General features: G+C 68.2%; 30 protein-coding genes, 1 tRNA gene and 1 pseudogene. 27 read left to right on the forward strand and 5 right to left on the reverse strand.

All coding sequences use genetic code 11. From position 1 onward, the window contains the following. Positions 1–92 precede the first annotated feature (92 nt). Entirely contained in the window at positions 93–449 is a 357-nt protein-coding gene (locus AWC16_RS13705; protein ID WP_085265309.1) for a hypothetical protein, read from the reverse strand. A 270-nt stretch (positions 450–719) separates the two neighbouring features. Between AWC16_RS13705 and AWC16_RS25150 the strand changes: the two are divergent. The 6 genes and pseudogenes from AWC16_RS25150 to recN all read left to right on the forward strand — a co-directional run. Next, positions 720–1,565: pseudogene (locus AWC16_RS25150) on the forward strand (tetratricopeptide repeat protein); the annotation flags it as partial. A gap of 39 nt (positions 1,566–1,604) precedes the next feature. After that, on the forward strand, positions 1,605–2,591 hold the full coding sequence (locus tag AWC16_RS25155) for an HAD-IIA family hydrolase (RefSeq protein WP_337339633.1): 987 nt from the start codon (positions 1,605–1,607) through the stop codon (positions 2,589–2,591). 28 nt (positions 2,592–2,619) lie between these two features. Next, on the forward strand, positions 2,620–2,808 hold the full coding sequence (locus AWC16_RS13715; protein WP_085265310.1) for a hypothetical protein: 189 nt from the start codon (positions 2,620–2,622) through the stop codon (positions 2,806–2,808). A gap of 8 nt (positions 2,809–2,816) precedes the next feature. Continuing rightward, positions 2,817–3,623: a TlyA family RNA methyltransferase gene (locus tag AWC16_RS13720; RefSeq protein WP_085265311.1), complete on the forward strand. Its 807-nt coding sequence runs from the start codon at positions 2,817–2,819 to the stop codon at positions 3,621–3,623. Between the two features lie 2 nt (positions 3,624–3,625). After that, a complete protein-coding gene (locus tag AWC16_RS13725) occupies positions 3,626–4,552 on the forward strand; it encodes an NAD kinase (protein ID WP_085265441.1) in 927 nt (308 codons plus the stop codon). A gap of 15 nt (positions 4,553–4,567) precedes the next feature. After that, the gene (recN, locus tag AWC16_RS13730) at positions 4,568–6,346 is read left to right on the forward strand and encodes a DNA repair protein RecN (RefSeq protein ID WP_085265312.1); all 1,779 of its coding nucleotides are present in this window, start codon (positions 4,568–4,570) and stop codon (positions 6,344–6,346) included. On the opposite strand, the gene AWC16_RS13735 is transcribed toward recN, so the two are convergent. After that, a complete protein-coding gene (locus tag AWC16_RS13735; RefSeq protein WP_133055940.1) occupies positions 6,333–6,821 on the reverse strand; it encodes a hypothetical protein in 489 nt (162 codons plus the stop codon). The two genes, recN and AWC16_RS13735, sit on opposite strands and share 14 nt — an antisense overlap. Positions 6,822–6,910: 89 nt before the next feature. Here AWC16_RS13735 and steA point away from each other — a divergent pair, with 89 nt between their 5' ends. From steA to xerD, 5 genes are all read left to right on the forward strand, one after another. Further along, positions 6,911–8,092, forward strand: a complete 1,182-nt coding sequence (gene steA / locus AWC16_RS13740) for a putative cytokinetic ring protein SteA (RefSeq protein ID WP_085265442.1) — start codon at positions 6,911–6,913, stop codon at positions 8,090–8,092. 23 nt (positions 8,093–8,115) lie between these two features. Next, positions 8,116–9,057 carry a copper transporter gene (locus tag AWC16_RS13745; protein ID WP_085265314.1) on the forward strand — a complete coding sequence of 314 codons (942 nt, stop codon included), beginning with the start codon at positions 8,116–8,118 and terminating at the stop codon, positions 9,055–9,057. A gap of 117 nt (positions 9,058–9,174) precedes the next feature. Then, entirely contained in the window at positions 9,175–10,977 is a 1,803-nt protein-coding gene (locus AWC16_RS13750) for a CTP synthase (protein WP_085265443.1), read from the forward strand. Continuing rightward, entirely contained in the window at positions 10,970–11,593 is a 624-nt protein-coding gene (locus AWC16_RS13755; protein WP_085265315.1) for an NUDIX domain-containing protein, read from the forward strand. The genes AWC16_RS13750 and AWC16_RS13755 overlap by 8 nt, the downstream gene beginning before the upstream one ends. Next, positions 11,590–12,546 (forward strand): site-specific tyrosine recombinase XerD, encoded by a 957-nt coding sequence (xerD, locus tag AWC16_RS13760; protein ID WP_085265316.1) that lies wholly within the window; start codon positions 11,590–11,592, stop codon positions 12,544–12,546. Before AWC16_RS13755 ends, xerD begins: the two co-directional genes overlap by 4 nt. Positions 12,547–12,704: 158 nt before the next feature. Here xerD and AWC16_RS13765 read toward each other — a convergent pair whose 3' ends face one another. Continuing rightward, the gene (locus AWC16_RS13765; RefSeq protein WP_085265317.1) at positions 12,705–13,460 is read right to left on the reverse strand and encodes an O-methyltransferase; all 756 of its coding nucleotides are present in this window, start codon (positions 13,458–13,460) and stop codon (positions 12,705–12,707) included. 123 nt (positions 13,461–13,583) lie between these two features. Here AWC16_RS13765 and AWC16_RS13770 point away from each other — a divergent pair, with 123 nt between their 5' ends. The 6 genes from AWC16_RS13770 to der all read left to right on the forward strand — a co-directional run bounded on the left by AWC16_RS13770 (position 13,584) and on the right by der (position 18,984). Then, positions 13,584–14,441 (forward strand): ParA family protein, encoded by an 858-nt coding sequence (locus tag AWC16_RS13770; RefSeq protein ID WP_085265318.1) that lies wholly within the window; start codon positions 13,584–13,586, stop codon positions 14,439–14,441. A gap of 113 nt (positions 14,442–14,554) precedes the next feature. Further along, on the forward strand, positions 14,555–15,328 hold the full coding sequence (locus tag AWC16_RS13775; protein ID WP_085265444.1) for a segregation/condensation protein A: 774 nt from the start codon (positions 14,555–14,557) through the stop codon (positions 15,326–15,328). Positions 15,329–15,342: 14 nt separating this feature from the next. Next, positions 15,343–16,122 carry an SMC-Scp complex subunit ScpB gene (scpB, locus tag AWC16_RS13780; RefSeq protein ID WP_085265445.1) on the forward strand — a complete coding sequence of 260 codons (780 nt, stop codon included), beginning with the start codon at positions 15,343–15,345 and terminating at the stop codon, positions 16,120–16,122. After that, positions 16,122–16,883 (forward strand): pseudouridine synthase, encoded by a 762-nt coding sequence (locus AWC16_RS13785; RefSeq protein ID WP_085265319.1) that lies wholly within the window; start codon positions 16,122–16,124, stop codon positions 16,881–16,883. Before scpB ends, AWC16_RS13785 begins: the two co-directional genes overlap by 1 nt. Continuing rightward, the gene (gene cmk, locus AWC16_RS13790; protein ID WP_085265320.1) at positions 16,880–17,569 is read left to right on the forward strand and encodes a (d)CMP kinase; all 690 of its coding nucleotides are present in this window, start codon (positions 16,880–16,882) and stop codon (positions 17,567–17,569) included. Before AWC16_RS13785 ends, cmk begins: the two co-directional genes overlap by 4 nt. Then, positions 17,566–18,984 (forward strand): ribosome biogenesis GTPase Der, encoded by a 1,419-nt coding sequence (der, locus tag AWC16_RS13795; protein WP_085265321.1) that lies wholly within the window; start codon positions 17,566–17,568, stop codon positions 18,982–18,984. Before cmk ends, der begins: the two co-directional genes overlap by 4 nt. A gap of 1 nt (position 18,985) precedes the next feature. Here der and AWC16_RS13800 read toward each other — a convergent pair whose 3' ends face one another. Further along, entirely contained in the window at positions 18,986–19,420 is a 435-nt protein-coding gene (locus AWC16_RS13800; protein WP_133055941.1) for a hypothetical protein, read from the reverse strand. Between the two features lie 69 nt (positions 19,421–19,489). Between AWC16_RS13800 and AWC16_RS13805 the strand changes: the two genes are divergently transcribed. Next, on the forward strand, positions 19,490–20,272 hold the full coding sequence (locus tag AWC16_RS13805) for a sulfite exporter TauE/SafE family protein (protein WP_207572321.1): 783 nt from the start codon (positions 19,490–19,492) through the stop codon (positions 20,270–20,272). Positions 20,273–20,276: 4 nt separating this feature from the next. On the opposite strand, the gene AWC16_RS13810 is transcribed toward AWC16_RS13805, so the two are convergent. Continuing rightward, the gene (locus AWC16_RS13810; protein WP_234812269.1) at positions 20,277–21,965 is read right to left on the reverse strand and encodes a patatin-like phospholipase family protein; all 1,689 of its coding nucleotides are present in this window, start codon (positions 21,963–21,965) and stop codon (positions 20,277–20,279) included. Between the two features lie 146 nt (positions 21,966–22,111). On the opposite strand from AWC16_RS13810, the gene AWC16_RS13815 reads away from it, so the two are divergent. From AWC16_RS13815 to AWC16_RS13850, 9 genes are all read left to right on the forward strand, one after another. Continuing rightward, positions 22,112–22,185 (forward strand) — tRNA-Pro (locus tag AWC16_RS13815). A 122-nt stretch (positions 22,186–22,307) separates the two neighbouring features. Then, positions 22,308–22,709, forward strand: a complete 402-nt coding sequence (locus AWC16_RS13820; protein WP_085265324.1) for a hypothetical protein — start codon at positions 22,308–22,310, stop codon at positions 22,707–22,709. 187 nt (positions 22,710–22,896) lie between these two features. Beyond that, positions 22,897–23,202: a DUF732 domain-containing protein gene (locus AWC16_RS13825; RefSeq protein WP_085265325.1), complete on the forward strand. Its 306-nt coding sequence runs from the start codon at positions 22,897–22,899 to the stop codon at positions 23,200–23,202. Then, entirely contained in the window at positions 23,199–23,522 is a 324-nt protein-coding gene (locus tag AWC16_RS13830) for a DUF732 domain-containing protein (protein WP_133055942.1), read from the forward strand. The genes AWC16_RS13825 and AWC16_RS13830 overlap by 4 nt, the downstream gene beginning before the upstream one ends. Beyond that, positions 23,519–23,836, forward strand: a complete 318-nt coding sequence (locus AWC16_RS13835) for a DUF732 domain-containing protein (protein WP_085265327.1) — start codon at positions 23,519–23,521, stop codon at positions 23,834–23,836. The genes AWC16_RS13830 and AWC16_RS13835 overlap by 4 nt, the downstream gene beginning before the upstream one ends. Beyond that, positions 23,833–24,108 carry a hypothetical protein gene (locus AWC16_RS23910; protein WP_133055943.1) on the forward strand — a complete coding sequence of 92 codons (276 nt, stop codon included), beginning with the start codon at positions 23,833–23,835 and terminating at the stop codon, positions 24,106–24,108. Before AWC16_RS13835 ends, AWC16_RS23910 begins: the two co-directional genes overlap by 4 nt. Positions 24,109–24,131: 23 nt before the next feature. Beyond that, a complete protein-coding gene (locus tag AWC16_RS13840; RefSeq protein WP_085265328.1) occupies positions 24,132–24,458 on the forward strand; it encodes a DUF732 domain-containing protein in 327 nt (108 codons plus the stop codon). Continuing rightward, positions 24,455–24,730: a hypothetical protein gene (locus AWC16_RS13845; RefSeq protein WP_085265329.1), complete on the forward strand. Its 276-nt coding sequence runs from the start codon at positions 24,455–24,457 to the stop codon at positions 24,728–24,730. The genes AWC16_RS13840 and AWC16_RS13845 overlap by 4 nt, the downstream gene beginning before the upstream one ends. Continuing rightward, on the forward strand, positions 24,727–25,086 hold the full coding sequence (locus AWC16_RS13850) for a DUF732 domain-containing protein (protein WP_085265330.1): 360 nt from the start codon (positions 24,727–24,729) through the stop codon (positions 25,084–25,086). The genes AWC16_RS13845 and AWC16_RS13850 overlap by 4 nt, the downstream gene beginning before the upstream one ends. Positions 25,087–25,148 lie beyond the last annotated feature (62 nt).

The following is a 25,148-nucleotide window of genomic DNA, read 5'->3' on the forward strand; positions in this document are numbered from 1 at the left end:
CGGGTGGAAAAGTAGGACACCGCCGAACACAACCCAAAGAAACGCCCCCCGACACAATCGGGGGGCGTTTCCCATTTGTATTACCGGTGTCTTCAGCCGACCTTTACCAACTGAGTCGTCCGCGTCAGCATGGCGCATTGCATGACGACATTAAGCGCGTCATCGATGGTTTCCGAGCAGGAGATTCCACCATCTCCGACCCAGTTGCGAGCCCAAACGTCGCCGCGCCGATGGAGCTCGAAGACGTTCCCCGTTGCCGGGACTTCGTAGCGAACACAATCCGGGCCACACGAGCTGAACACCCATGTCACGTCACCATCCGGTGCGCCGCCGTCCCTGTAGAGCCATCGGTAAGTGCCGTCAAGCGGTGCCGCAGTTGCCGGTACCGCCAATCCGACTGCCGCACTGACGGTGACGGCGGCCAACACGGCCATCCGCATGTACTTCATGCCGTGTCTCCTCTCGGTACGCGAGGGCGACACCCCTCGACCCGTCCTCACGGGGAAACGCTAACCGACACAGGGCGCTCGCCGATACAGGGATTTCCCTTGCAATCGGCCGCAGCAAATGGCCGAAGCCCGGCCGGGACTTGATTTTGGCGATTCAGTGCACTCGCCGGACTGTTCCCGGCGGGCCGTATCCTTACACGAGGCTTCAGGCGAAAGGTTTCAGTGGTCGACAACAGAGCAGGCGGCGGGCGTGGTCAGTCGCGCGGTGGCATCGGAAGTGGCCAACGCGGCCCGCAGCAAAGACGAGGAGCGGGCGATCAGCGGCGGACGCCCACGGGCGATCAGCGGCGGACGCCCCGCGGGTCCGGACCGGACCGTGATCGTCGGTCTCAGCCTCGGCGGGAGCACGACGGGGGATCGCGGCCGCCACGGCCATCCGGTGAGGAATCCACTGCACGGTATGACGATCCGCCGCTCCCGGAGGGCATCGAGCCCAAGCAGCTGGCGCCGGAGGTGCGTCGGGAGCTGAGCACCCTGAGCCGGGCCACCGCGGACGGCGTCGCCTGCCACCTGGTGGCGGCCGGCATGCTGCTCGACGACGACCCGCAGGCCGCCCTGCGGCACGCCAAGGCGGCCCGATCCCGCTCCACGCGGATCACCGCGGTCCGCGAGGCGGTCGGGATCGCCGCCTACCACTGCGGTGACTGGACGCAGGCCCTGGCCGAGCTGCGCGCGGCACGACGGATGGGCAGCAAGTCCGCGCTGCTGCCGCTGATCGCCGACTGCGAACGCGGCTTGGGTCGGCCGCAGCGGGCGATCGAACTGGCGGCCGGCCCGGAGGCCGAACAGCTCGACGGTGACGAGGCCGACGAGTTGCGGATCGTCGTCGCCGGTGCCCGTGCCGACCTGGGGCAGCTGGAGCAGGCCCTGACGGTGCTGTCGACCGCGCCGAACGACCCCGATCGCACCGGGTCGACGGTGGCCCGGCTGCACTACGCACACGCCGAGACGCTGATCGCGCTCGGCCGCGACGGCGAGGCGCTGGAATGGTTCCTGCGGGCCGCCGCCGCCGACACCGAGGGAGTCACCGACGCCGAGGACCGCATCGCTGAACTGGGCGGAGCGGCAACGCTGGCCGAAGAGTACGACTGCCTGCTGCTGGATCTCGACGGCACGGTGTTCCGCGGCGGCGAACCCACCGCGGGCGCGGTCGAGACCCTGGCCGAGGTGGGCAGCCGGGCGCTGTTCATCACGAACAATTCGTCGCGCGGAGCGGCCGAGGTCGCGGCACATCTGAGCGAGCTGGGCTTCACCGCCCGGGCCGAGGATGTCGCCACCAGCGCCCAGATCGCCGCGCACCTGCTGGCCGATCAACTGCCGGCCGGCGCACGAGTGCTGGTGGTGGGAACCGACTCACTCGCCGCGGAAATGACGGCCGCCGGCCTGCAACCGGTGCGGCTGGCCTCCGAAGAACCGGCCGCGGTGGTGCAGGGCCTGTCCACCGCGACGGGCTGGGCGGATCTGGCCGAGGCGGCCCTGGCCATCCGGGCCGGGGCGGCGTGGATGACGACCAACGTCGACAAAACCTTGCCGTCGGAGCGAGGCCTGCTGCCCGGCAACGGGTCGATGGTGGCGGCGCTGCGCGCTGCGACCGACGCCGAACCCCAGATTGCCGGAAAACCCGGCCCGGCGTTGCTCACCGAGGCGCTGACCCGCGGCGAGTTCTACGCCCCCCTGGTGGTCGGTGACCGTCTCGACACCGACATCGCCGCCGCCAACGCCGCCGCACTGCCCAGCCTGATGGTGCTCACCGGCGTCAACTCCGCGCGCGACGCCGTCGGCGCGGTCGCCGAGCAACGACCCACCTACATCGGCCACGATCTGCGGGCCCTGCACCTCGACGCCGGCCTGCTGGCGATCGCCCCGCAGTCGCAGTGGCAGGTGAGCCTCGACGGCACCACATTCACGGTTGCCACCGCGCAGCCCGGCACCGAGGACGATGACGGACTGTCGATCGTGCGCGCGCTGGCCGCAGCGGTCTGGGACGCCGACGCGGCTGGGCCGGCGTTCACCGTCGCCGCGGCCGATGACACCGCTGAGCAGACCCTGCAGCAGTGGTCGCTGCTCGGCACCTGGCCCTGACCGACATCGGCTAGCGTGAGTAGCACCCATGAACAACAGTGAGATTGATGACGTCCGGGCACGCATCGCGGCGCTGCTGGCCGAGCTGCCCGGCGAAGCCGAGTTGGCCGAACTGCCGGCGCACAGCGATCTCGGTGACCTCCAGGCCTTGGCCCAGCGGCTCGAAGAAGCCCACCAGGTGTTGGTACAGGCGCTGGAGTCGGTGGAGAAGGGCTGAGGGCACGCATGTCGCGGCGCGCTCGCGTTGACGCCGAACTGGTCCGGCGCGGACTGGCACGGTCGCGCCAGCAGGCCGCCGAACTGATCGGCGCCGGCAAGGTCACCATCGACGGCATCCCCGCGGTCAAACCCGCCACCGCGGTGGCCGTCACCGCCGCGCTCGCCGTAGCCGACGACGGCGAGCGCACCTGGGTGTCGCGCGGTGCGCACAAGCTGATCGGCGCACTGGACACCTTCGGGATCGCCGTCGCCGAGCGCCGGTGCCTCGACGCGGGGGCCTCGACGGGCGGATTCACCGAGGTGCTGCTCGACCGGGGCGCGGCCCGGGTGGTCGCCGTCGACGTCGGCTACGGGCAGTTGGCCTGGTCGTTGCGCACCGACCCGCGGGTGGTGGTCGTCGAACGCACCAATGTCCGCGGGCTGACCCTCGATCAGGTCGGTGGGCCCGCCGACCTGATCGTCGCCGACTTGTCGTTCATCTCCTTGGCCACCGTGTTGCCCGCGCTGGCTGGCTGTGCGTCACCGGACGCCGATATCGTTCCGATGGTGAAGCCGCAGTTCGAGGTGGGACGACAACAGGTGGGTGCCGGCGGGGTGGTGTCCGACCCGGTCCTGCGTGCCGACGCCGTGCTGTCGGTGGCCCACCGCGCCGAAGAACTCGGGTGGGGCACCGTCGCGGTCACCGCCAGCCCACTGCCGGGACCGTCCGGCAACGTCGAGTACTTTCTGCATCTGCGCGCCGCCGCCGCACCACTGACCGGTGATGCGTTGCACGCAGCCGTCCACGACGCCGTCGCGAAGGGCCCACAGTGAATATCGGCAACCAACAGCGCACCGTCCTGCTGGTGGTCCACACCGGGCGGGAGGAGGCCACTGACACCGCTCGCCGCGTGGAGAAGGTGCTCGGGGACCACGACATCGCGCTGCGGGTGCTCACCGCCGAAGCCGTCGACAAGGGCTCGCTGCACTTGGCGCCGGATGACATGCGCGAACTCGGCGTCGAGATCGACGTGGTGGACCCGGACAACCGGGCCGCAGAGGACTGTGAACTGGTGCTGGTTCTCGGTGGCGACGGGACCTTCCTGCGCGCCGCCGAACTGGCCCGCAGCGCTGACATCCCGGTATTGGGCGTCAACCTGGGCCGGATCGGCTTTCTGGCCGAGGCCGAAGCCGACACCATCGACCGGGTCCTCGACCACATCATCGCCCGCGACTACCGGGTGGAAGACCGGATGACACTCGACGTGGTGGTGCGCGCCGGCGGCGAGATCATCGACAGCGGTTGGGCGCTCAACGAGGCCAGCATGGAGAAGGGCCCACGGCTGGGCGTGCTGGGTGTTGTCGTCGAGGTGGACGGCAGGCCGGTGTCGACGTTCGGCTGCGACGGGGTGCTGGTGTCCACCCCGACCGGATCCACCGCGTACGCGTTCTCCGCGGGCGGCCCGGTGCTCTGGCCCGACCTGGACGCGATCCTGGTGGTGCCCAACAACGCTCACGCCCTGTTCGCCCGGCCCATGGTGACCAGCCCCGAATCGACCATCGCGATCGAAGTCGAAAGCGACGGACACAACGCGCTGGTGTTCTGCGACGGCCGCCGCCAAATGCTGGTGCCGGCCGGCGGACGGCTCGAGGTGCAACGCGGCGTCACTCCGGTGAAGTGGGCGCGGCTGGGCAGCTCGCCGTTCACCGACCGGCTGGTGCGTAAGTTCCGGCTGCCCGTCACCGGCTGGCGCGGGAAATGACGACGGTGCCGGCTGTTGCTTACTGAGATCCGCATCGAGTCCCTGGGCGCCATCAGCGCGGCCACCGCCGAATTCGACCGCGGCCTTACCGTGCTGACCGGGGAGACCGGCACCGGTAAGACCATGGTGGTCACCGGGCTGCATCTGCTCGGCGGTGCTCGCGCCGACGCCAACCGGGTGCGCTCGGGCGCAGCCCGGGCGGTGGTGGAGGGCCGGTTCTGCACCGCTGATCTGGCGGGGGTTTCGGCCGCGCAGATCGACGAGCTGCTGGAGGCCGCCGGCGCCGACCGGGACGAGGACGGCAGCGTGATCGCGGCCCGTTCGGTCAGCCGCGACGGCCCGTCGCGGGCCTACCTGGGCGGTCGCGGGGTGCCTGCCAAGTCGCTGACCGGTTTCACCGGTGGGCTTTTGACCCTGCACGGCCAGAACGATCAGCTGCGTTTGATGCGCCCGGAGGAACAGCGCGCGGCGCTGGACCGCTACGCCGCGGTCGCTGCCCGGCTGGATCGCTACCGCGCCGCGCGGGAGGCCTGGCAGGTGGCACGGCGTGAACTTCTCGACCGCCGCGACCGCACCCGGGAACTGGCCCAGGAGGCCGACCGGCTCGCCTTCGCGCTGCGGGAGATCGATGCCGTCGACCCGCGCCCGGGGGAGGACGACGCGCTGACGAACGAGATCCGGCGACTCTCCGAACTGGATGCGCTGCGCGCCGCGGCCGCCGGGGCGCGTGCGGCGCTGGCCGGAGATGATGACGCGCTCGCCACATCCGACGGCTCGACCTCGGCCACCGACCGGCTGGGGCAGGCGAAGGCGGCGTTGACCGCCACCGACGACACCGCCCTGCAGGCACTGGGTGAACAACTCGGCGAGGCGCTCACGGTGGTGGGCGACGTGGCGCGGGAACTCGGCGGCTACCTCGACGACCTGCCCACCGGCGCGGACGCCCTCGACGCGAAGCTGGCCCGCCAGTCGGAGCTGCGCACCCTGACCCGCAAGTACGCCGCCGACATTGACGGCGTGCTGTCCTGGGCGGCACAATCCCGCGAGCGCCTGGGCCAGCTTGACGTCTCCGAAGAGGCGCTCACCGGGCTGGCCCGCCGGGTCGACGAGCTGAGCGAGCAGGTGGCGAAAGCCGCCGCCGACCTCAGCGCCGCGCGGATGAAGGCCGCCGCCGGGCTGGCCAAGGCGGTCAGCGCCGAGTTGTCCGGCCTGGCGATGGCCGACGCCGAATTCACCGTGGACGTGACCAACAGCCCGGCCGCCGACGACGATCCCGCGGCGCTGCGGTTGCCGTCGGGGCAGACCGTGCACGCCGGCGCCGACGGAATCGACGACGTCGAGTTCGGGCTGGCCGCGCACCGTGGCATGACGGTGCTGCCGCTGGCCAAGAGCGCCTCCGGCGGCGAACTGTCCCGGGTGATGCTGGCGCTGGAGGTGGTCCTGGCCACCTCATCGCGGCAGTCGGCGGGCACCACGATGGTCTTCGACGAGGTCGACGCCGGGGTGGGTGGACGCGCCGCGGTGCAGATCGGGCGGCGGCTGGCCCGGCTGGCCGGCACCCACCAGGTCATCGTGGTGACCCACCTGCCCCAGGTCGCGGCCTACGCCGATGTGCACCTGATGGTGGAGCCCACCGGGCGTGACGGCGCCAGCGCGGTACGGCGGCTGGACGACGACGACCGGGTCGCGGAACTGGCCCGGATGCTGGCCGGGCTGGGCGAGACCGACACCGCCCGCGCGCACGCGCGGGAGCTGCTGGACGCCGCCCGGGACGACAGGCTCAGTTCTTCTTGAGCTGGTACTTGTAGAAGGCGCCGTCGTCAAAGGTGAACGTGCCGGCGAGCGAATCGTTTTCGATGGTCGTCGTAAAGCCATGGGCGGCGCCTGACGGTTGGGACGCCGTCCAGGTGCTGCCGTCCCGGTGGAAATCGTAGGGCGTATCGCCGCCGACCAGTTCCACGTGCCGACAGTCCGGACCGCAACTCCCGACGTTCCACGTTTGAGTCTGGCCGACCTGGAACTTGTTGGATTCGGTGATCGTCGCCGTGTAGCTCCCGTCCTGCAGTTCCGCGTTCGCCGGCCCGGCCAACCCGAGCGACGCGCCCACCACCAGCGTGGTCAGGGTCGCAAACCGTAATGCCTTCATGTCGTTTTCTCCCCTCTCCGGGTCGATGTCCCCGGTTGCGTCGACATTAAGCTCGCGCGCACAACGGGGGATACAGGGAAATCCCTTGCATGTTTTTGCCCCCCATTGCGCCCACAGATCCATGTGACTGATGTGACGTGATGGAACTTCTGGGGCTGGTGTTACGGCGCGCCTCCCCGGTTTTCGGTGAGTTCCCGGACAGAATCGCGCCCATGAAGATGTCTGCGCTGCTGTCTCGTAACACCGCCCGCCCTGGCGTCGTCGGCACGGCTCGGGTCGACCACGACATCGACCGGCTGCTGCGCAGGGTCGGCCCCGGCGACATCGTGGTCCTCGACATTCTCGACCTGGACCGGATCACCGCCGACGCACTGGTGGAGGCAGAGATCGCCGGCGTCGTCAACGCCTCGGCGTCCATCTCCGGGCGCTACCCCAACCTGGGCCCCGAGGTGCTGGTCGCCAACGGCGTCACGCTGATCGACGAAGCCGGGCCCACGGTGTTCAAGAAGATCCGCGACGGCGCCAAGATCCGCCTGCACAACGGCGCCGTCTACTCCGGCGACCGGCGACTGGCACGCGGTGTCGAACGCAGCGACGTCGAGATCGCCGACCTGATGATCGAGGCCAAGAGCGGACTGGTGGCCCACCTGGAGTCCTTCGCCGGCAACACCATCGAGTTCATCCGCAGTGAGAGCCCGCTGCTGATCGATGGGATCGGGATACCCGAGATCGACGTCGACCTGCGGCGCCGGCACGTGGTGCTGGTCGGTGACGAAGCCGACGCCGCCGATGACCTGAAATGCCTCAAGCCGTTCATCAAGGAGTACCAGCCGGTGCTGATCGGCGTCGGTGCCGGAGCGGACATACTGCGCAAGGCCGGGTACCGCCCGCAGCTGATCATCGGCGACCCCGACCAGATGAGCGCCGAGGTGCTGCGGTGCGGATCGCAGGTGGTGCTGCCGGCCGACGCCGACGGCCACGCGCCCGGACTGGAGCGCATCCAGGACCTCGGTGTCGGTGCGATGACCTTCCCGGCCGCCGGATCCGCGATGGACCTGGCGCTGCTGCTGGCCGACCACCACGGTGCGGCGCTGCTGGTGACCGCCGGGCACACGGCCAACATCGAGACATTCTTCGACCGGACGCGTCAGATGACGAATCCCTCGATGTTCCTGACCCGGCTCAAGGTCGGCGAGAAGCTGGTGGCCGCCCGCGCGGTCGCCACGCTGTACCGCAGCCGGATCTCGGCCGGCGCGATCGCGCTGCTGGTGCTGACCATGCTGGTAGCGATCATCGTCGCGCTGTGGGTGTCGCGGACCGACGCCGTGGTGCTGGAGTGGCTCGGCAACTACTGGCACCACCTGTCGCAGTGGCTGCGGCACTGGGTGACTTAAAAGGGATCGGGGTCGGCAGAGCAATGATCACCCCTCGTTACCACGCGATGTCGCTGACCGCGGTGCTGCTGGCGCTGGTGTTCGGCGTCGTGCTGGGCTCCGGGCTGCTGTCGGGCCCCCTGATGGGCGGCCTGCAGTCCGACAAGCAGGAACTGCGCGGGCAGATCGACGAGTTGCATGAACAGCACAACGCGTTGCGCGAGCGCCTCAGCAACGCAGACGATTTCGATGCGGCGATGGCTCCCCGGATGGTGCGCGACGCACTGAACGGGAAATCCACGGTGATCTTCCGCGCCCCCGACGCCGCCGATGACGACGTCGAGGCGGTGTCGCGGATCATCGGACAGGCCGGCGGAACCGTCACCGGAACGGTGGCGCTGACGGCTCAGTTCGTCGAGGGGAACGCCGAGGAGAAGCTGCGGGCGGTGCTGGAGTCCGGAATCGTTCCGGCCGGCGCCCAACTGAGCACCAACCTCATCGACCAGGACGCCCAGGCCGGTGATCTGCTGGGGATCGCGCTGCTGATCAATCGCAACCCGACGATCCCTCCTGTCGATGACGCCCAGCGTGACACCGTGCTGGCCGCCCTGCGCGACACCGGTTTCGTCACCTACAACCAACAGCGCTTCGGTGCGGCCAACGCGGCGGTGGTGGTCGCCGGCGGCGCGCTGCCCGAAGACGCCGGCAGCACCGGGCTGAGCGTCGCGCGGTTCGCTGCCGCGCTGGCCCCGCACGGCTCGGCGACGGTGCTGGCCGGCCGGGACGGGTCTGCGTCGGGCACCGCGGCGGTGGCGATGGCTCGCCGGGATCCCGCGGTGGCCGGAGCGGTCAGCACGGTCGACGACGTGGACATCGAGTCGGGGCGGATCACCACGGTCATGGCGGTGAGCAGCCTGATCGAGGGCGGCCAGCCCGGGCAGTACGGGATCGGCCACGGCGCCGGGTCGGTCACGCTGGCGCAGTAGTCCGCGTGTCTGGGCGTGTCCCGAGCCGGGGTGCGCGGTCGATGTTAGGGTGAGATTCCGTGGGTCGGCAGGCCCTCACATCCTGCGCCGTCGTCACGGAGGTTGGTGTTGCCACCACTGCGTAAGCATCCGCAAACCGAGCCGAAGCATCTCTTCGTCACGGGAGGAGTTGCGTCCTCGCTGGGTAAAGGGCTGACCGCAAGCAGCTTGGGCCAGTTGCTGATCGCTCGCGGGCTGCAGGTCACCATGCAGAAGCTGGACCCGTATCTCAACGTCGATCCCGGGACGATGAATCCGTTCCAGCACGGCGAGGTGTTCGTCACCGAGGACGGCGCCGAGACCGACCTCGACGTCGGCCACTACGAGCGGTTCCTGGACCGTGACCTGTCCGGGTCGGCGAATGTGACTACCGGGCAGGTGTATTCGACGGTCATCGCCAAGGAACGCCGCGGCGAATATCTCGGTGACACCGTGCAGGTGATCCCGCACATCACCGATGAGATCAAGCGTCGCATCCTGGCGATGTCCGAACCGGACGCCGAGGGCCGTCGCCCCGACGTCGTGATCACCGAGATCGGCGGCACCGTCGGCGACATCGAGTCGCAACCCTTCCTGGAGGCCGCCCGGCAGGTCCGCCACGACGTCGGCCGGGACAATGTGTTCTTCCTGCACGTGTCGCTGGTGCCCTACCTGGCCCCGTCTGGTGAGCTCAAGACCAAGCCCACCCAGCACTCGGTGGCGGCTCTGCGCAGCATCGGTATCACCCCCGACGCGCTGATCCTGCGCTGCGACCGGGATGTGCCCGAGGCGCTGAAGAACAAGATCGCGCTGATGTGCGACGTCGATGTCGACGGGGTGATCTCCACCCCGGACGCGCCCTCGATCTATGACATCCCCAAGGTGCTGCACCGCGAGGAACTGGACGCCTACGTGGTGCGCCGCCTCAACCTGCCGTTCAAGGACGTCGACTGGACCGAGTGGGATGAACTGCTGCGCCGCGTCCACGAGCCTCACGAGACCGTGCGAATCGCACTGGTGGGCAAGTACATCGACCTGTCGGATGCATACCTGTCGGTGACCGAGGCGCTGCGTGCCGGCGGCTTCACCCACTACGCCAAGGTCGAGATCAACTGGGTCGCCTCCGATGCGTGCGAAACGCCGGCCGGGGCGGCCGCCGCGCTGGGGGAGATGCACGGTGTGCTGATTCCCGGCGGGTTCGGGATCCGGGGCATCGAGGGCAAGATCGGCGCCATCACCTATGCCCGCACCCAAGCGCTGCCGGTGCTGGGACTGTGCCTGGGCCTGCAGTGCATCGTGATCGAGGCGGCCCGCTCCGCGGGGGTCACGGAGGCCAGCTCGGCGGAGTTCGACCCGGACACCCCCGATCCCGTCATCGCGACCATGGCCGATCAGCAGGAGGCGGTCGCCGGTACGGCCGACCTGGGCGGCACCATGCGGCTCGGTGCCTATCCCGCCGTGCTGGAAGCGGATTCGATTGTGGCCGAGGCATATCAGGCCACCGAGGTCTCCGAACGGCACCGGCACCGGTTCGAGGTCAACAACGCCTACCGAGACCGGATCGCTGAGAGCGGGCTGCGGTTCTCCGGCACCTCCCCGGACGGGAAGCTGGTGGAGTTCGTCGAGTACCCGCGTGAGGTGCACCCGTTCCTGGTGGGCACCCAGGCGCACCCGGAGTTGAAGAGCAGGCCCACCCGGGCCCACCCGCTGTTCGCCGCGTTCATCGGTGCCGCGATGGACTACAAGGCCGCCGAGCGGCTGCCGGTGGAGATTCCCGAGCAGCATCACGACAGCCACGAGTCCGCCGATACCCAGAACGGAGTCGACGCGCGCGGTGGCAGCGCCCAGCCGTTGACCGACCCACTGCAAGAAGCCCTCCCGGAACACGTAACCCGTGGCTGACCACGAGTTCGAGACCAGGTCGTCGCAGCTGCTGCACAGCGGCAAAATCTTCGCACTGCGTCGCGACCAGGTACTGATGCCCGGCGGCGCGACGGCCACCCGCGACGTGGTGGAGCACTTCGGCGCGGTCGCGGTCCTCGCGATGGACGCCGACGGCAACGTTCCGCTGATCTACCAGTACCGCCACGCGCTGGGCCGGCGGCTGTGGGAGCTGCCCGCCGGCCTGCTCGATGTCAGCGGCGAGCCGCCGCATCTGACCGCCGGCCGGGAACTGGTCGAGGAAGCCGGTCTGACGGCGAGCACCTGGCAGGTGCTGGTCGACCTGGACTCCACACCGGGCTTCAGCGACGAGGCGGTGCGGGTGTATCTGGCCACCGGCCTGACGAAGGTGGATCGCCCGCCGGCCCAGCACGAAGAAGCCGACCTTAAGTTGGACTGGTATCCGATCGCCGAAGCCGCCCGGCTGGTGTTCAGGGGCGAGATCGTCAATGCCATTGCGGTGGCCGGGATCCTGGCCGCTTACGCGCATTGCCAGGGCTTCGGGACGCTGCGTCCGCTGGACGCCGAGTGGATCGACCGACCGACCGCGTTCGCCGCAAGGCAGACCCGGTCATGACCACGGCGGCCCTGCCGGTGTGCCCGTTGACCGGGCAGTTGCAGGGGTACCTGGACCACCTGACCATCGAACGCGGGGTCGCGGCCAACACGCTGAGTTCCTATCGGCGCGACCTGCGCCGCTACAGCGAGCACCTGCTGGCCCGCGGCGTGGACGATCTGGCCGGCGTCGGCGAGAGCGACGTCACCGAGTTCTTGGTGGCGCTGCGCCGCGGCGACCCCGACAACGGTGTACCGGCCCTGTCGGCGGTCTCGGCCGGGCGTGCGCTGATCGCGGTGCGCGGCCTGCACCGGTTCGCCGCGGCCGAGGGGCTGGCGCCGGTGGACGTGGCGCGCTCCGTCAAGCCGCCGACGCCGGGGCGGCGGCTGCCCAAGAGCCTGACCATCGACGAGGTGTCGGCGCTGCTGGCCGGAGCCGGGGGAGACAGTGCCTCCGACGGCCCGCTGACGTTGCGCAACCGTGCGCTGCTGGAACTGTTGTACTCCACCGGATCCCGGATATCGGAGGCCGTCGGTCTGGATGTCGACGACATCGACGTCGCAGACCGGTCGGTGCTGTTGCGGGGCAAGGGCGGCAAACAGCGGCTGGTGCCGGTGGGCCGGCCGGCGGTGGCGGCGCTGGAGGCCTACCTGGTGCGGGGCCGTCCGGGTCTGGCGGGCCGCGGCCGCGGCACCCCGGCGGTGTTCCTCAATGCCCGCGGCGGCCGCTTGTCGCGGCAGAGCGCCTGGCAGGTGCTGCAGGACGCCGCCGAGCGGGCCGGGATCACCGCCAAGGTGTCACCGCACACGCTGCGCCACTCGTTCGCGACCCATCTGCTCGACGGCGGCGCCGACGTGCGGGTGGTGCAGGAACTGCTCGGCCACGCCTCGGTGACCACCACGCAGATCTACACGCTGGTCACGGTGAACGCCTTGCGTGAGGTGTGGGCCGGCGCGCACCCTCGCGCCCGCTAGGTCTTTTTGCGCGAGCTGGGGGCACCTCCCGACTGCGGGGGAGCGTGTCTGTACGCCGACACGCCGCAAAAACTGTCGTTCTGCGCACGCTCGCGCCAGGGTTAGCCGCCGGAGTTTGATTCGGCGGTCCAGCTTCGCCTCTCCTTCGTCGAGGTTCGCTAACCGCCGAGGTAGGTCGACTCCAGCACCAGATCGTGCAGCAGGCTCTGGTACTCCACGTGGGTGCGATGCTCGATGGTGTCCCACCGCGTCCCCTGCTGGGCCTGCATGTACTCGCGGTAGCGCGGCGCCCCGGGCACCTTGACGTTGTCGGCCACCACGATGGCCCCCGGGTGCAGCCAGCCCCGGTCCAGGATGCTCTGCAGGTCGGTCAGATAGGCGTCCTTGTCGTGGTCGATGAACAAGAAGTCCAGCCCCCCGGCGGCAAAGCCGTGCCGTGCGGTCAGGGCGTCCAGCGTGCGTCCGTCGTCGCCGATGGTGCCCACCACGCAGGTGATCCGGTCGGCCACCCCGGCATGCGCCCAGATCTGCCGGGCATTGACGGCGTTGGCCTCGGCGAGCTCGATCGAGTAGACCCGTGCCGACGGTGCGGCGCGCGCGATCCGCAGCGCGCTGTAGCCGCAGTAGGTGCCCAGCTCCAGCGCCAGGGCCGGATTGGCCCGCCGTACCGCGGCGTCGAGCAGGGCGCCCTTCTCGTCGCCGATATTGATCAGCAGCGACTTCTCGTAGGCGAACTCGTCGATGCGGGCCAGCACGTCGTCGATGTCTCCGGGCCGCGCGTTGGCCAGCACGTAGTCGACGGCGGCGGCCTCACGACCGTCGCCGATCTGACCTGTCGTGGTGATGTTGCGGGCGCCGGTCGCCATCCTTAGGAACGACCACCGCAGGAACGGGAGACGTCGTTTGAGGCTCATAGTTGCGATCTTATGGCGCTCGACGCTCACAATCACTGGTCATGTGGCCAATACAGGCCAATACAGATGCTGGACACCTACTAGACTTCTGCGGATGTCCGCCACCACAACGCCGACCCCGCGATGAGCGACGACGACAGCTCCGGCGTCGGCCTGACCGGGCGTCCGCCGCGGAATATCCCCGAGCCCCAGCCGCGCTCGACACACGGGCCGGCCAAGGTCATCGCGATGTGCAACCAGAAGGGCGGCGTCGGCAAGACAACCTCCACCATCAATCTCGGCGCTGCGCTGGCCGAATACGGCCGGCGCGTGCTGCTGGTGGACCTGGACCCCCAGGGTGCGCTGTCGGCGGGGCTCGGCGTGCCGCACTACGACCTGGCGCACACCATCCACAACCTGCTGGTCGAACCGCGGGTCGGAATCGACGACGTGCTGGTCGAGACCGGGGTGGAGAACCTCGACCTGGTGCCGTCCAACATCGACCTGTCCGCGGCCGAGATCCAGCTCGTCAACGAGGTGGGACGGGAGCATTCCCTGGCGCGGGCGCTGGCTCCGGTGCTGGACCGCTACGACTACCTGCTGATCGACTGTCAGCCGTCGTTGGGTTTGCTCACCGTCAACGGCCTGGCCTGCGCCGACGGGGTGGTGATCCCGACCGAGTGCGAGTACTTCTCACTGCGCGGGCTGGCATTGCTGACCGACACCGTCGAAAAGGTCCGCGACCGGCTCAACCCGAAGCTGGAGATCAGCGGCATCCTGCTGACCCGCTACGACCCGCGCACCGTCAACTCCCGCGAGGTGATGGCGCGGGTGGTGGAACGCTTCGGCGACCTGGTGTTCGACACGGTGATCACCCGCACGGTCCGCTTCCCCGAGACCACGGTGGCCGGGGAGCCCATCACCACCTGGGCTCCGAAATCCGGGGGTGCGCAGGCTTACCGCGCGCTGGCCCGCGAAGTCATTGACCGATTCGGCGCGTGAACTCCGAGACTGAGACGGCCGGAGCTCCCAACGAATCGCCCGGCTCAAGCGGCGGTCCCAGCGTCGGCTCTCCTTCGTCGAGCCTCGCTGAACCGCCGGGTTTCCAGGTTCGCCTGACCAACTTCGAGGGTCCCTTCGACCTGCTGCTGCAGCTGATCTTCGCGCACCGCCTCGACGTCACCGAAGTGGCCTTGCATCAAGTCACCGATGACTTCATCGCCTACACCCGCGACGTCGGCGCGCAGCTGGGGCTCGAGGAGACGACCGCGTTTCTGGTGATCGCCGCCACCCTGCTGGACCTGAAGGCGGCCCGGCTGCTGCCGGCCGGCCAGGTCGACGACGAAGAAGACCTGGCGCTGCTGGAGGTCCGTGACCTGCTGTTCGCGCGGCTGCTCCAGTACCGGGCGTTCAAGCACGTCGCGCAGATGTTCGCCGAGCTGGAAGCCGCCGCGTTGCGCAGCTACCCGCGCTCGGTGTCCCTGGAGGACGGCTACGCCAACCTGCTTCCCGAGGTCATGCTGGGCGTCGACGCTGAGTCGTTCGCCCAGATCGCGGCGGCCGCGTTCACACCGCGCCCGGTTCCGGTGGTGGCTACCGAGCACCTGCATCAGGTGATGGTGTCGGTGCCCGAGCAGGCGGGCGTGGTGTTGCGGCTGCTGGAGGCGCGCGGCACCGGTCAGTGGGCGTCGTTCTCCGAACTGGTCGCCGACTGCAAGGTGCCGATCGAGATCGTCGGCCGCTTCCTGGCGCTGCTCGAACTGTATCGAACGCGGGCGGTAGCATTCGAGCAGTCAGAACCACTTGGTGTGCTCCAGGTGTCGTGGACCGGGGAACGCCCCACCACGGGAGAGCTAGTAGACCTGGTGAAAGCAGAATCGGCCGAGTAGTGCGAGACGAATTGATGACTGACCACATGCCCGAATCCGAGGCGCCCGAGGATGCCTGGGCCGCGGAATCGACGGCAGATCCTGGGTCTGCGGAGGTATCGGCGGAAGAGTCCGCCGGGCCCGCCGGCTCCGATCTGGGAATCGATGTCGCCCTGGCCCCCGAACTCGAGGATGCCGAGCTGGGCGCGGTGCTGGAGGCGCTGCTGCTGGTGGTGGACACACCGGTGCCCGTCGAGGCCCTGGCGGCCGCCACCGACCAGCCGGTGTACCGGATCACCGCCAAACTCCGGGGGATGGCCGAGGAACTCGCTGAACGCGACAGCGGGATCGACCTGCGGGAGGCCGGGGGCGGCTGGCGGCTCTACACCCGCGCCCGGTTCGCCCCCTACGTGGAACGACTGTTGCTCGACGGCGCCCGGTCCAAACTGACCCGCGCCGCGCTGGAGACACTGGCCGTGGTCGCCTATCGCCAACCGGTGACCCGCGCCCGGGTCAGCGCGGTGCGCGGCGTCAACGTCGACGCGGTGATGCGGACGCTGCTGGCGCGCGGCCTGATCACCGAAGCCGGCGCGGACCCCGACACCGGCGCGGTGACGTTCGCCACCACCGAGCTGTTCCTGGAACGGCTGGGTCTGTCCTCGCTGGCCGACCTGCCCGACATCGCACCGCTGCTGCCCGACGTCGACGTGATCGATGACTTGAGCGAAACCCTGGACAGCGAACCGCGTTTCATGAAGCTCGGCGGTGCGCCGACGGCCGATCAGCCGCTGACCTTCGATGTGGACCATCTCTGATGGCCTTCTCCGATTTCGAGCCTGATGCCGAAGGTGTGCGCCTGCAGAAAGTTCTGTCGCAGGCCGGGGTCGCCTCGCGTCGCGTTGCCGAGAAGATGATCCGCGACGGCCGGGTCGAGGTGGACGGGCAGGTTGTGACCGAGCTGGGCACCCGGGTCGATCCCACCGCAGCGGTGATACGGGTCGACGGCGCCCGGGTGACCGTGGATGACTCGCGGGTCTATCTGGCGCTGAACAAGCCGCGCGGAGTGCATTCGACGATGTCGGATGACCGCGGGCGACCGTGCATCGGCGACTACGTCGAACACCGGGTTCGCGGCGACGCCAAGCTGTTTCACGTCGGCCGGCTCGACGCCGACACCGAGGGTTTGATGCTGTTGACCAACGACGGCGAACTCGCGCACCGGCTGATGCACCCGTCCTATCAGGTGCCCAAGACCTATGTGGCGACCGTGCTCGGGTCCGTGCCGCGCGGGCTGGGCAAGAAACTGCGCGACGGTGTCGAACTCGACGACGGCCCGGCGAAGGTCGATGACTTCGCGGTGGTCGACGCCGTGCCCGGCAAGTCCCTGGTGCGAGTGACCCTGCACGAGGGCCGCAAGCGCATTGTGCGGCGGATGCTGGCGGCGGTCGGATTTCCGGTTCAGGAGTTGGTGCGCACCGACATCGGCGCGGTGGCGCTGGGGGAGCAGCGACCGGGCAGTATCCGGGCACTGAGTCGTAAAGAAGTCGGCGAACTGTACAAGGCGGTCGGGCTGTGAGCGCGAGCAGCGCCGTGGTGGCCATCGACGGGCCGGCCGGAACCGGAAAGTCCACGGTGGCCCGGGGATTGGCGAAGGCGCTGGGGTCACGCTATCTCGACACCGGTGCGATGTACCGCGCCGTCACCCTGGCGGTGCTGCGATCCGGCGTCGCTCTCGATGACATCGACGGCATTGCCCGTATCGCGGAGGGCGTCGAGGTCTCGGTGGACTCGGTGCCCGAGGGCGACCGGACTTACCTTGACGGAGAGGACGTCTCGCGGGATATCCGCGGCGACAAGGTGACCCGCGCGGTGTCGGCGGTATCGGCGATTCCCTCGGTGCGCACCCGGTTGGTGGCGGTGCAGCAGCAGTTGGCCGCTGAGGCCGGTGGCGTGGTGGTCGAGGGCCGCGACGTGGGCACCGTGGTGCTTCCCGACGCCGACGTGAAGATCTATCTGACCGCCTCGGCCGAGACCCGCGCCCGGCGGCGCAACGACCAGAACATTGCGACCGGACTGCGCGACGACTACGCCGGTGTGCTGGCCGATGTGCTTCGCCGCGACGAAATGGACTCCACGCGGGCGGTGTCGCCGCTGCGGCCCGCCGATGATGCGGTGATCGTGGACACCGGGCACATGACCCAGGCGCAGGTTGTCGAGCACCTGCGGGATCTGGTCGAGCAGCATTGCGGGGCGATCCGATGAGTCCTTCTGAGTCAGACGGCACCTGGGTCGACGAGAGCGACTGGGAGATAGGCGAAGACGGCGGTTTCGAGGACCTTCTCGAGGATGCCGGCCCGCCGCCGGTGGTGGCCGTGGTGGGCCGTCCGAACGTCGGCAAGTCGACACTGGTCAACCGGATCCTGGGCCGGCGCGAGGCGGTGGTGCAGGATCTGCCCGGGGTAACCCGCGACCGGGTGTCCTACGACGCGCTGTGGACCGGGCGCCGCTTCGTCGTGCAGGACACCGGCGGCTGGGAACCCGACGCCAAGGGTCTGCAGCAGTTGGTGGCCGAGCAGGCGGCGGTGGCAATGCGCACCGCCGACGCGGTGATCCTGGTGGTGGACGCGGTGGTCGGCGCCACCGCCGGCGACGAGGCCGCCGCGCGGATCCTGCGTCGATCAGGCAAGCCGGTGTTCTTGGCTGCCAACAAGGTTGACAGTGAACGTGCCGAGGCCGACGCGGCGGCGCTGTGGTCGCTGGGACTGGGCGAACCGTTCACCGTGAGTGCACTGCACGGCCGTGGAGTGGCCGATCTGCTCGATGAGGTGATCGCCAAGCTGCCCGAGGTGGCCGAAACCGCCGGCGGCGGTGGCGGACCGCGCCGGGTGGCTTTGGTCGGCAAACCCAACGTGGGCAAGAGCTCGCTGCTGAACCGGTTGGCCGGAGACGAGCGTTCAGTGGTGCACGACGTGGCCGGCACGACGGTCGATCCGGTCGACTCGCTGATCGAGATGGACGGCAAGATATGGCGTTTCGTCGATACCGCGGGGCTGCGTCGCAAGGTCGGGCAGGCTAGCGGTCACGAGTTCTATGCCTCGGTGCGTACCCACGGCGCTATCGACGCCGCCGAAGTGGTTATCGTGCTGGTCGATTCGTCCCTACCGCTGACCGAGCAGGATCAGCGGGTGATCTCGATGGTGGTCGAGGCCGGCCGTGCGGTGGTGCTGGCCTACAACAAGTGGGACCTGGTCGACGAGGACCGGCGCTACCTGCTGGACAAAGAGATCGACCGGGACATGGCCCGGCTGGCGTGGGCCCCGCGGGTCAATATCTCGGCGAAAACCGGTCGCGCGGTGCAGAAGTTGGTGCCGGCGCTGGAGACCTCGCTGGCCTCCTGGGACAAGCGGATCTCCACTGGCCAGCTCAACAATTGGCTCAAAGAGGTGGTCGCGGCGACCCCGCCGCCCGCACGGGGCGGCCGCGCGCCGCGCATCCTGTTCGCCACCCAGGCCACGTCGCGTCCGCCGACGTTCGTGTTGTTCTCCTCGGGATTCTTAGAGGCCGGTTACCGCCGCTTCCTGGAACGACGGCTGCGGGAGACGTTCGGATTCGAAGGCAGCCCGATCCGGATCAATGTGCGAGTGCGAGAGAAGCGCGGCCCCAAGCGTTCTCGCTAGGTCAGCCGGCCTTGGTCAACTGGAAATCCCACTGCCCGACCACTCCGCCGGCCGGCCCCCGACCGCACGGTTCGAGGGTGGTGGTGGTCCATTGGCCGGCCAGCGTCACCGCATCGAAGCTGGCCGTTCTCGATATCGGCAGCGGCGTGTGATCCACCGGGCAGTCCATGCTGCCCCCACCGCTGTACTCCCAGCGGCCACCGTTGAGATGAAACTCCGCGTGCTGCAGCCAGCGTTCCCCTTCGACGGTGGTGCAGGTCGGGCCGCACGGGGTGAACGTCCACGTCGCCGTCCGCTGCGACGGCCCGTGCTGGGCAGTGAAGGCGTACGGGCCCGAAGGCACCTCAGGCTCGGCCTGGGCCGCTGACGCAGCTCCGATGGCGCACAGCAGCCCGCAGGCAGCGCTGACCGCCAGCTTTCCCATAGTGCCGATCATCGCCTCACCTCTCAGCCCGGCGTCGGGATCTTTCCCGATCCTTTGCCGCCCCAGCGTAGGGTGCTGCAGGTGCCGGTCTCGCAGATGGTGCTGATCATCCTGGCCGGGGTGGGCGCCGGGGCGATCAACTCCCTGGTCGGCTCGGGAACCCTGATCACCTTTCCGACGCTGGTGACGCTGGGATTTGCGCCGCTGACTGCGACGATCTCCAACGCGATCGGCTTGGTGGCCGGCGGCATCTCCAGCACCTGGGCATACCGTCGCGAGCTGGGCGGCCAGTGGGCCAGGCTGCGATGGCAGATCCCGGGTTCGCTGCTGGGCGCGGTGCTCGGGGCGTATCTGCTGCTGCACCTGCCCGAGAGTGTGTTCAACCGAATCGTCCCGGCGTTGTTGATCGGTGCCCTGGTGCTGGTGGTGGTCGGTCCCCGGATTCAGTCGCTGGCGCAGCGCCGCGCGGTGGCCGCGGGCCGCTCGGTGGATCAGCTCAGCGATGGCCGACTGGCGGCATTGGCGCTCGGCACCTTCGCCGTCGGCGTGTACGGCGGGTATTTCGCCGCGGCCCAAGGAATTCTGCTGATCGGCGTGATGGGGGTCCTGCTGCCCGAGTCGATGCAGCGGATGAACGCGGCGAAGAACCTGCTGGTGCTGATCGTCAACGTTGTCGCGGCTGCGGCCTACGTCGCGACTGCCTTCGACCGGATCAGCTGGCCCGCAGCCGGATTGATCGCCGTCGGCTCGCTGATCGGGGGATACCTGGGTGGCCACTACGGGCGCCGGCTGTCTCCCAACGCGTTACGCGCGGTGATCCTGGTGGTCGGGCTGATCGGGCTCTACCGGTTGATGGCGGTCTAGCCGCTCAGGCGGGGTTCTGCCTGCGCCACCGCTCCCAGCGGGACCGCGGCCCCCGCAGCGCGGCCATCACGGTGCTCATCGGTGCGGCATCCGGATGCGCCGGTTGCGCGGGCTCGGCGGCCTGCGGGCTTACCACCGCGGGCTTGGAGCCTTCCCACCAGACCGGTTCGAGCAACGCCGAGACCACCGGAATGGCGTGCTCGACACTCTTGCGTCCCCACTGGCAGGCCCGGTCGATGGTGGCGGCCGACGGCGCCAGGTTGACCGGCGACAGCGTCGGGGAGAACCGGACCAGATGGTCGGCGTAGGGCGCGTTGCGCACCATCTGCAACTGGATCGCCTGGGTGATCGGCACCAGCCACAGGTGCTTGGGGTCCCACTGCGGGTGGAAGCAGTCGAAGGCGAGATAGCAGGCGTTGCGGGTGCCCAGCCGGCCGGCACGGACCCGTTTCCAGGCCAGCTCGAGGGGAACGTTGCTGGCCGCGCCACCGTCCACCAGGGCTCCGACGTCGTTATCGGCCAACAGCGCGTCGAACATGGGCTCCATGGCCGGATCTTTGGTCTCGTGGTGCAGCACACCGGGAATCGCCGAGGAGAACGACGCCGCGTCGACGACGTTGACGTCGCGGTCCGGGTTGTCGCCGCCGATGACGATCGGGGTGACCACCCGCGGGTCGATGAACGCGGCCGTCTGCCAGAGGCGGGTGGCCACCTGCGGGCCGAGCCCGATCGGAAGGTACGAGAAGGACCGCAACTGCAAAGCGGCGAGGCGTTGGTTGCGGTACCGCGAGGGCAGGGCCGCAAACGGCTGCCGGCGCACCCCGGCCACCACCGAATCGAACGGAATCGCCAGATCCGACATCCGCATCGGCTCGCCGTCTTCACGGCGGAACATGGAGTCGGCGAACTGGTCGAAGTTCAAGGCGAACACACCGGTCAGGCCGTGGCGGCGACGCAGTCGCTCGGGTCCCAGGATGGCGCGGAACGACACCGTCTTGGCCCACCGGATGTACTCCTCGATGGGCACCGGCAGCGCCCGGCTGAGGACGGAGCTCAGGACCGAGCCGATCGACGACCCGATCAGATAGTCCGGCACCGGACCGGCCTCCATCAGCGCCTGCATGCCGCCGATGTAGACAAAACCCGCGCCGCCGCCACCGCCGAGGACGGCGACCAGCTTCTTGTGGCCCACCTCGGCGTCGAGCTCGGCCTGCGAGAAGTCATTGCCGTGGCGTTCGACCAGAAGCCGGCGCTGCTCGTCCTGTTCGGCGGCCAGGGCCCCCAGGGCGTCGCGGGCGGCGGTCATCGCGATCACCGGGTCGCGTTCCTCGCGCAGCGGACCGCGTAGGGCGTCGGTCACCCTGGCCCGCCACGGGGCCAGCTCCGCGCCCACGGAGACGTCGCCGCGGCCACGGGTGCCACCCGGGCCGGCGGCGCCAGGCTCGAAATCGTCGAGCCGGGCGAAGTTGAGCAGATACCGCAGCCGGCGCAGTTGCTCGGCGGTCAGCACATCGGGCCTGCGCAGGGTGTGCCGGATGAGCCGGTTCTCCATCTTCTGCAGCAGCAGCATGGTGTCGCCGGTGTCGACGACGTCGACGACTTCGGCGTCGTCTACAAGAGGCCTGGTGATCTGAATCGGGTCCGGGCGACGTTCGACCATGCGAAGTAGTCCTTCGACGAAGGGGATCTGCACAAGTAGCGGTTCCCGAGGGTAGTGGCGCTGCCGAGAGGGCAGTCTCGCGGGGAGCCTACGCGGTCGAAGTGACGCCACGCCGATTCGGGACACCCGGCGGGTTGCGGTAGGCTTTCGACCTGCTGCCGGGGTTGTTGCGGTGGTGGCGGGCTGTGGCGCAGTTTGGTAGCGCACTTGACTGGGGGTCAAGTGGTCGCAGGTTCAAATCCTGTCAGCCCGACAGATGAAACCCCTTCTGACCAGCGTCGGAAGGGGTTTTGCTTGTCTGGGCGAGGTGCCGTATCTCGGGGTGTTGACACGGAATGACACTCAAGGCGGGCTATTCACCCTACCGTTGCCGCCGTGGCGCGAATCCCGTCGTACGTGAAGGTCATCACCACAGTGCGGGGCGAATCCCGCTATCAGGTGCGGGTGGAGGCTGGGAAGGTCGACGGCAGGCGGCAGCAGCAGCAGAAGCGCCGGTTCGCCAAACTGCAGGATGCGATCGACGCCTACAACGCCGAGCGCGGAGACCGGTGCCGGGGCGTTCCGATGACACTGACAGGTGTCACCCTGCGCCAGGTCGCCGACGCCTATCTGGACGCGATGTCAGCGCGCCCGAACACCGTCACCGCCTACGCGGCGGTTCTGCGGCCGGCGATCGCACGGTTGGGGGAACGGCCGGTGCACGTAATCTGCCGCGAGGAGATCGAGAAGCTCGGGTGGGTGCGGTCCGTCGACGCGTCGTGGGACTTGGACGACTGAACGCCGCAGATCAGCACTCGTAACGCTGACCTAAGTCGGCTCCGATCCCGGGGCTGCGACGGAGCCAGTTCCCGCGCGTCCCGGTGGACCGCTGTCGCGGGAATGTTGACAAACCGCCGGGCATTATTGCGGTCGTTCGGTGATACTGGAGCGCTGAGAGCGACAGTTGGAAGGCAGAAGGAACGCAATGGTGCGTATCGCGCGGGCGGCGGGAATCAGTATTGCTGCGTTGGGGCTGCAGCTCGGAGCAGCGGGGACCGCGTCCGCCGACGAGCGGTCCTATCTGGACCAGCTCAATGAGACCGGCGCGGGCAACTACTACACCTCATCTGCGAACCGCTTAGCCATCGGCCGACAAATCTGCGACAACATCAAACTGGACGGAGACCCTCGCGCCGGATTCAATTCTTGGACCAACGTTACGGTTCCTCAACAGTTGATCGAAACCGCCCAACACGAGCTGTGCCCCGACACCCTCGAAGGTCCGAAGTGACGAACGCAATGGGGCGTATCGCGTGGACGGTGGGAATCGCTGTTGGGTTGTTGGGATTACTGCTCGGAACAGCGGGCACCGCGTCCGCGGATGAACAGTCATACCTGGACTACCTGTTCAGCCACGGCTGGACTTATCACTACGACGTGTCGTCAGCAACGAGCGCGATCAAGGGCGGGCACATAATCTGCGACAACATCCGTTGGAACGGTGGACCACGCAATGGCGTAAATCCGTTCATGGCGGCATCACTCGACGACCTCATGATCGAAGCGGCGCAGCACGAGTTGTGCCCTGACACTGTTGAAGCTCCGAAATGAAAATCGTGATGGGGCGGGTCGTGCGGAGGGAGGGGGTCGGTATTGCGGCGCTGGGACTATTGCTCGGAACTGCAGGAGCGGCGCAGGCCGACGACGCTAGCTATCTGCGCTACACAGATGAGCACGGAATCACCTACTACGACAATGCGCCGTCGTCTCGACTTGCCGTCGGTCGTGTCATCTGTGACAACTTGAGGTTCGGTGGAGATCCTCGTGCTGGATTCAACTTCGTTTCCAATGCGATGGTCTCTCAACAGTTGATCGAAGCAGCACAGCGCGAACTCTGCCCCGACACCCTCGGAGGTCCGAAGTGAAGCTCGTTCTGGCGCTGACAGGCGTTCTTGCCGCCGCTGTGTTGCTCGGCGCATCGCCCGCGATGGCTGACGCCCGTCAGGACTTCCTCGACCAGTATCACGCCGCTGGCGCTCATCAAGGTTTTTCCGATGATCAGCTCGTCTACGTCGCGGAAAGCTACTGCGAGCAGAAATCACGTAACGCTGGAGCCTGGTGGTACGGGCAACCTTGGACGCCAAAGTTCTCACCATCTGCAGTCGCAAACGTCGCAGACCACGCACTGTGCCCATGACCTGGCCACCGAAGGGAAACGCAATGGGACGAATTGCGAAGGCGCTCAGCGCTGGCGTGGTCGCGGCGGGGTTGGTGATTGGAACGGCTGGTGTGGCCTCGGCGGATGCAAGGTCGTTTTTGGACCTGGTCCATGCGAACGGCTTGCCGGACCGATACGGGTACTTCGGCAATATGGGCGATTCCGAAACATTGATGATCGGACGCATGACCTGCGATGGGATCCGAGCAGGAATACCGGCTGAAGAGGCTATGCCGAAATCAACTTGGGACACTGCACATCTGCGTCCGATGATGATCGACGCGGTCCAGCACGAACTCTGCCCCGACACCCTCGGCGGTCCGCAGTGAAGCTCGCTCTGACGATGACGACCGTTCTTGCCGCCACTGTGTTGCTCAGCGCACCGCCCGCGATGGCTGACGCCCGTCAGGACTTCCTCGACCAGTACCACGCCACTGGTGCACTGCAGCTGATACCGGATGAGAATCTTCTCTACATAGCGACCAGATACTGCCACGACAAGGCAGACGGAAACGGCGAATTGTGGCGCTCGCGCCCGTCCAACATGCTGTACGCAACAGCCGTAATCGCGGACGTTGCGGACCAGACGCTCTGCACATGACCTTGTCGACGTCAGGAACTGCGAAGCATCGCATTGCAAAGAAGCTCAGCGCTGGTGTGGCCGCGGCGGGGCTGCTGCTCGGAACGGCTGGCGTGGCGACAGCAGACGATCAGTCCTACCTGGACTACCTGTTCGCCCACGGGTTCACGTATCACCCGGGCGTGCAATCGCCGGAGGCGGCAATCAATATCGGCCATGGGACGTGCGACAACCTTCACCGGACAGGTGACGCTCGACATGGTCTCAGCCCAATTTCAAACGCGATCATCCCCAACGTGATGATCGAAGGAGCACAGCATGAGCTATGCCCCGACACTCTTGAGTCAGCACCGGAACCTGTCGGCGAGCCGAGCTGAGGATGCGAATCATGTGGATCAAAGCTCTACTCGCCATCCCACCCGCCGCCCTGTTCCTCGCA

The organism is Mycolicibacter longobardus (assembly GCF_002102265.1).
Taxonomy (GTDB): domain Bacteria; phylum Actinomycetota; class Actinomycetes; order Mycobacteriales; family Mycobacteriaceae; genus Mycobacterium; species Mycobacterium longobardum.